Source organism: Mesoplasma seiffertii ATCC 49495 (assembly GCF_000518725.1).
Classification (GTDB): Bacteria; Bacillota_I; Bacilli_A; order Mycoplasmatales; family Mycoplasmataceae; genus Tullyiplasma; species Tullyiplasma seiffertii.
Genome location: NZ_JAED01000007.1, coordinates 68,754 through 75,268, shown reverse-complemented (window position 1 = coordinate 75,268; position 6,515 = coordinate 68,754). Strand labels below are relative to the sequence as shown.

6 protein-coding genes and 1 pseudogene are annotated in these 6,515 nt (G+C 30.4%); all 7 read right to left on the bottom strand.

Annotation, left to right across the window (positions count from 1 at the left end):
* Window positions 1-608: hypothetical protein (locus L872_RS0100440; protein ID WP_027062950.1), on the bottom strand; the 608-nt coding region annotated here is incomplete at its 3' end.
* A gap of 200 nt (window positions 609-808) precedes the next feature.
* Window positions 809-2,896, bottom strand: coding sequence for a PTS fructose transporter subunit IIABC (locus L872_RS04400; protein WP_051418394.1), 2,088 nt, complete (start codon window positions 2,894-2,896; stop codon window positions 809-811).
* Window positions 2,897-2,908: 12 nt separating this feature from the next.
* On the bottom strand, window positions 2,909-3,841 hold the full coding sequence (gene pfkB, locus L872_RS0100430; protein WP_027062949.1) for a 1-phosphofructokinase: 933 nt from the start codon (window positions 3,839-3,841) through the stop codon (window positions 2,909-2,911).
* Window positions 3,842-3,850: 9 nt separating this feature from the next.
* Window positions 3,851-4,546, bottom strand: a complete 696-nt coding sequence (locus L872_RS0100425; RefSeq protein WP_027062948.1) for a DeoR/GlpR family DNA-binding transcription regulator — start codon at window positions 4,544-4,546, stop codon at window positions 3,851-3,853.
* A gap of 241 nt (window positions 4,547-4,787) precedes the next feature.
* Window positions 4,788-5,333, bottom strand: a complete 546-nt coding sequence (locus L872_RS0100420; protein WP_027062947.1) for a DUF3644 domain-containing protein — start codon at window positions 5,331-5,333, stop codon at window positions 4,788-4,790.
* A 93-nt stretch (window positions 5,334-5,426) separates the two neighbouring features.
* Window positions 5,427-5,618 (bottom strand): annotated as a pseudogene (locus tag L872_RS04975) (family 1 glycosylhydrolase); the annotation flags it as partial.
* Between the two features lie 182 nt (window positions 5,619-5,800).
* Complete coding sequence (locus L872_RS0100415) at window positions 5,801-6,502, bottom strand: DeoR/GlpR family DNA-binding transcription regulator (protein WP_027062946.1); 702 nt, start codon at window positions 6,500-6,502, stop codon at window positions 5,801-5,803.
* Window positions 6,503-6,515 lie beyond the last annotated feature (13 nt).

The window sequence follows — 6,515 nt, the reverse complement described above, 5'->3', positions numbered from 1 at the left end:
CCCACAGCTTTTTTAATTTCTTCAGTAGTAATTTTAACTTTTGGTGTTTTAATTGCTCCAGTAATCACAAATGTTGAATCACCTTCTAAAATATGAGTTTCTTCGTTAATTGTTATTGTAACTGTTACATCAGTTGCAGATCCATCACTAGCAGTTGCAGCCAAACTATCAACTCCAGTAATTTTAATTGATGCTAATTTTTCATTAACAGCTTGTAAATTATCTAAATTTGAAATTGCTTTAAGATCAGCGTTATTTTGAATTTCTTCAGTAGTAATTTTAATCTTTGGTGTTTTAATGGGTTCAAATGTTATGACAATTGAACATGGTTCTTTATAACCTTGCTTGGCGAAAAAAACTATTTTTATATCATTACCATTTGTAGAAATTTCTATTTTATCAATTCCTTCTGGCAAAGCAATTGCCTTAATTTCGTCAATTGCTTCATTAATAAATTCATGTTTTTGATTTGTTTCGATTTCCACTTTTGCTTTAAATTCTTCAATGTCAACTTTTTTTAGTTTATCTGTCGCAGCACATGCAACAACCACCGCAACAGTTAATACTGTTACACCTATTGCTGCTAGCGCAGCTCATGTCTTTTTCATTCTCATTTTCATTCTAATATTGTTTCTTACTTTCTAATATACATACAATATATTTACTCATAAAAACTTATAAAAATGTTTCAAAATGAGAAAAAATTGTATTTTTTGAAAAAATCTTTTAACCAAATTATTAGAAAAAAATACATCATTAATTAGATGATGTATTTATAAATTTTCTCTGTTTACGAACTTAGTACATATTAAGCAGTTGCTGCCACTTTTTTATTAGTTTTTGCAACTAGCCCTGATTCAACTACTAATTTCCCTTTTTTCATATCTGCAGATTTTCAGAATCCTAAAACTAAAGCCATAATTATAACTCCAATTAATACAGATAAAATATATAGAGTTATCCCCATACCTTTGATCATCCCTGGTGAATTGAATAGTTCTGAATCCAATAATGGGAATACCGCGATTCCTCCATGAGGAGCTTTTAATGTAATTTGGAATGCTCCAACTAGTAATCCAGTAACTGTTCCACCTAACATTGCTGATGCTGAAACCCTTTTAAAGTCTGATATCATGAATGGGATAGCTCCTTCAGTGATAAAGAATGCTCCCATTAATCAGTTCGCCTTAGCAGCATCTCTTTCTTTTGCAGTTCATGCTCTTCTAAATATAACAGTTGACAATGCAATTCCCAGTGGCGGAATCATTCCTGCTGCCATTGATGCAGCCATAATGTTGGTAATCATTGGATCATTACCTAAGTTTCCTCCCACTGACATTGTACCTAACACATAAGCAATTTTGTTGATTGGTCCACCCATATCAACACACATCATAAGACCAATAATTGCTCCCAATAAAATTAGTAAGTTGTGAGTTGCCATTCATTGTAATCCTTGTTGAATACCGTACATTGTGTATCCCAAAGGAATGTTGACAACAAACATTGCAAACGCTGTAAATAATAATGATAACAACGGAATTAGAACAATATCTCTAACCCCTTGGAATCCCTTAGTGAATTTTGAAAATCCTTTAGTTAATCCAAACACAATAATTGCAGCTATGAAAGCTCCTGCAATTCCACCAATAAATCCTGATGTCATAGGAATCTCTTTTGGGAATAATTTAGATCACATTGATGTTCATCCACCAACTCCTTTGTCATTTCCATAAACAAATCCACCAGTACCATCGGCTAGTAAACCAGCGACAAGTCCAGGCATTAATCCTTGTGGACCAACAATTGTATATGCAATATACCCAGCCATAATTGGAACCATCATCATCATTGATGTTTTACCAATAGCTGAAAATCATCCAGCAACTGGATTAATTGTACCAAATAAACCTTCTTGCCCTTTTATTCCTGAGTTACCAGCGATAAAGTCGATTAAGAATCCAATTCCCAAGATAATTCCACCTGCAACTACAAATGGTAACATTCTTGATACTCCAGCTAGTACATTACCCTTAAAGTCTTTAAATTTCTTTAAAGAAAACTCTCCAGTTTCCTCATCATTGTTAGAACCACCTTTAGCTTCGACAGCTTTTGCTTCAAAGTTTGTAATTAATTCTTTACCATTATAAATTGCATCTTTTGTTGATGTATCGATTACTTTTTTACCAGCAAATCTTCCCATTCCTTGAATTGCTTTATCATGTGCCAAAATAATAACTTTAGCATTATCAACTTCATCTTGAGATAATTTATCTTCAGTTCCACGACGGCCTTGAGTTTCAATTTTAACAGTCATTCCCAATTCTTGAGCATATTCAGTTAACTTTTCAGCTGACATATAAGTGTGGGCAATTCCTGTTGGACATGCTGTAATTCCAATCACATCATAAAAACCATTTTCAGATTTTGCATTAGTCTTTGAAGTTTCTTCAACATTAAAGTTTTTAACAAAAGTCGGAAATGTTTTTGCCTTTCTAAAGTTAGCTTGTAATTCTGCTTTCATTAAAAAAGTTGATAATTGTGACAATGCTGCTAAGTGGTCTCCACCACCTTCATCATTTGTTGCAATCATGAAGATTAAATCAACAGGTTTACCATCTAAACTCCCTCATTCAATTGGATTTTGTAATGACATAAAAGCAATTGTTGGTTCTTTAACAACACCAGTGATCGCATGGGGTAATCCAATTCCATCACCAATTCCTGTAGAATCTTCACTTTCACGTTTTAAAATTAACTTTTTAAATTCTGCTTGATCACTAATAATTTTTTTGTCAGCTAATTGCTGAGTTAAAAAATCAATAACTTCGGCTTTAGATTTTAAATCTTGATTAAAAAACGCTGCTTTTGCTTTAAATAGATTTTTTAGTTCCATTCTTTTCTCCTTCTATAGTTTTTCTACACTAATTTCTTTAATTAGTTTTTCAATTTCATTTCGGTCTGCTAATCATTGTGTAAACGCAGTTGCTGCTCCTGCAGCTGCACCATACTGTAAAGTAGTTTTTAAGTCTAATTGCTTATACAAACCATAAGTGAATCCTGCAATCATACTGTCTCCAGATCCAACTGAGTTTACTAATGTTCCTTGTGCTACTCCAACTTTGTAAGTATCACCATTTTCACCAAAAAAGATACTTCCTTGTGAACCTTGACTAACAAGAACATTGCGGGCTCCCAATTCTCTTAACTGTTTGACCATTGTTTGAGTTTCTTCAAAAGAATATTTCTTAAACGGCATTTTTAAGATTTCACAAATTTCTTCAATATTTGGTTTAATTAAGTACGGTTGTGATTTTAGTCCGGCAATCATTTGTTCTTTTGAAGTATCAAGAATAAATAGTGCTTGCTTATCAGCAGCAATTTCTCCAATTTCTTGATAAATAGTAATTGGTGTTCCCTTAGGAATACTTCCTGCTGCAACTACAATATCTCCAGCGTCTAAATTAGCAGATAAATATTGCTTTAGTTCAGTCAATAACTTGAAATCAATTTCGCTTCCTTGTCCATTAATTTCAGTTTCTTGCTTAGCTTTTAAATTTTTAATTTTAAAGTTTGTTCTAGTATCACCAGGATAAAAGAAAAAGTGTGATTTGACTAACATTTCTTTAAACTTATTTGTGAAATGATGTTGATTACTTTTTCCCATTAATCCTGTTGATAAAACATTTGCTTTCAAATTGTTTAAAACAATTGAAACGTTAATTCCTTTACCACCAATAACAACATAATCTTTGTTGTAATAATTAGTTTCACCGATATTAAATCCATCTGTTTCAATAATATGATCTAATGCTGGATTCAATGTTATCGTATATATCATGTGTCTCTCCTAACTAATTAATTCAAGCTCTTTTGCGGTTGCAAATTTATAAAACGACTTTGAGTTGTATTTACTTGAATCGGCCATTCCATATGCTTTATGAGAATGTTTAATAATTTCAATTTTGATTTGGGCATGTTCTGAACTAGTAGTGAAAATATTATAATTTTTATCAACGGCATTGACTCCCAAAAAACTTTTATCAAAAAAATATTTTTCTAATGCTTCAATTGCTTCATAACCTAAAATTGCCCCAGTTGCGCTAGTAAATTTTCCACCTAATAAGTAAACATTTGTGTGACCATTTTTGGCTAACTCTTGAACATTATAAATTGAATTCGTAACAATTGTTAAATTCAATTTAGGGTCTAATAACTTAGCAATGTAAAATGTACTTGATCCAGTATCTAAAAAAACCGATTCGTTAGGCTTAATTAGTTTGATCGCTTTTTTAGCTAATTGTAATTTTTCTTCAATGTTATATTCAATTTTATTTTCAAACTTTTCTTCAACTACGATATTATTGCTAACTTTTCTAGCTCCTCCTCGTAATTTAAGTACTAGTCCTTGACCTTCAAGATCAGTTAAATCTCGTCTTAATGTTGTCATCGGAATATTTAAATCTGCAGAAAGTTTTTCTAGCGATTGAATCATTGAATTTGACAATTTTTCTAAAATTAGTTCATAACGTTGTTCCTTAATCATGCTGCCTCCTCGAAAATAATTATATTCCAAAACAAACCATTTTCTACCACTTTCAACCAAAAATAGAAATTTTATTGACTTTTCAAATAAATTTGGAAATTTTTTTATCTTTAAGTATTACTACATCTTAATCTTTGTTTATTCAATGAAATTTGAACAATTTATCAAAAGCTTATCTAGTCATCAAAATAAAATACTTTCGTCTTTTGGTTAACAAAAAACGAAAGTAAGATTTTATCTTTTATCAGGTCATCAAAATACTTGAGTCTCGAATATCTAGTTCTAGCTCACACGCTTTAAGGGCTTTTAAAAACTTTTCCTGATGAGAATTCGGTATCACTGCTCATAGAGCTTTGATTTTCTGATTAACTTCCTCTTTTGCAGCAAAAATTAGCGGTGTAAAATGAGCAATTTTATTACGAAGTTCACGAATCATTTCTAAATTTTCTTTAGTTTCAAACTCAGAATTAGCATTGGTTTTAATAATAATTTGATTAATTTCATTAAGACTTGTTTTGGTATCTTTTTCTAAAAAGTTTTTTAAAGTGTACTGATTATCCAGCTGATTATCAATAATTCTTGCTTTAAGCATATCTTCAACTAGTCCAATATAGCGATATAAAACATAACGTAGACGAAGATCATATCGAATTGCTGAAGACACACAACTGTATTCAAAATTCTTTAGTTCCTGAGCAATGTAATGATAATACTGTTTACCTTTTAAGTAAGCATACTTCTCGTATTCTAGTCTTTCAGCATCATTTTTAAATGTTATTTTTCCCATATTTTCTCCATTTATTTTAATTATAAACAAAACCGCAAATTTTATTTGCGGTTTTTAAAAATGATTAATTGTTTATTTAAACTATAATAAATACTATAAATTTTCTCCATTTGTTTCGATTAAATTTTGGTATCAATAAAAACTTTTTTTCTTATATCTTTTTAAATCTCTAAAGTCATATTCATCTCTATTAACAAATATAAAACCATATCTTTTTTTGACACCTTCATGAGTTGATACCAAATCAATTGCACTTCAAGGATTATATGAAATTACATCAATTCCAATTTGTTTTTCTTTCTTTTAAGCATAAATGCTTATATTTTAGTTTAAAAGTTTATTTGCTCTTATAAGTCATTAAAACACTAATACGAGGTATTAGTTCAACTTCATAATACCATTACAATTTTGAAATAAATTGAAAATACTTTCCTTTTAAAAAGTAGTATTTTTAATTTTCTTTAAATTTACGCATTGCTAATAATAACGATTTTTTCCGAGTCAGGAAATTCATAACTAGTTTTGTAACCATGTTTAGACTTATCAACTAGGCCATAAACAACTTTCGACCTTGCAAACAATGCCTCTTTAATTTCAATAAATTTTAAGTTGAGTAAATAAATCTTGCCTTCACAATAACCATCAATTCCAATAAAACACTTATCAATTTTATATTCTAATATTTGTTTAATCGCTTCTTCTCCAATAATTGTTCCAGTAAATTGATCATATGTACCTCCCAAAATCGAAATATTTTTATGACCAGCTTCAGCGAGAACTTGCAAATTCATTGCCGAACTTGTAATAATTTTTAAATTTAAGTTCGGATTTAATTCCCTTGCAAAATAATAAACTGTTGAGCCGCCATCCATAAAAATTGTTTCTTGTGGCTTTACAAGCTTTGCTGCCTTTTTAGCAATTGCTTTTTTAGCAGCGATATTTAACTTTATCTTTTCATCAATGTAGTACTCTTGATTCATATCAGGATTTGCTGTTGCAATAACCCCACCATGCATTTTATAGATTTTACCTGATCCATGTAAATGATTTAAATCTCTTCGCAAAGTTGTAAACGGAATTTTTAAATCATCAGCAATTTGGTTTGTGGATACAACTTCTTTTCCATTCAAATAGTTCAAGATTAATTCATAACGTTGTTCTTTAATCATTGTTGTTCACTCA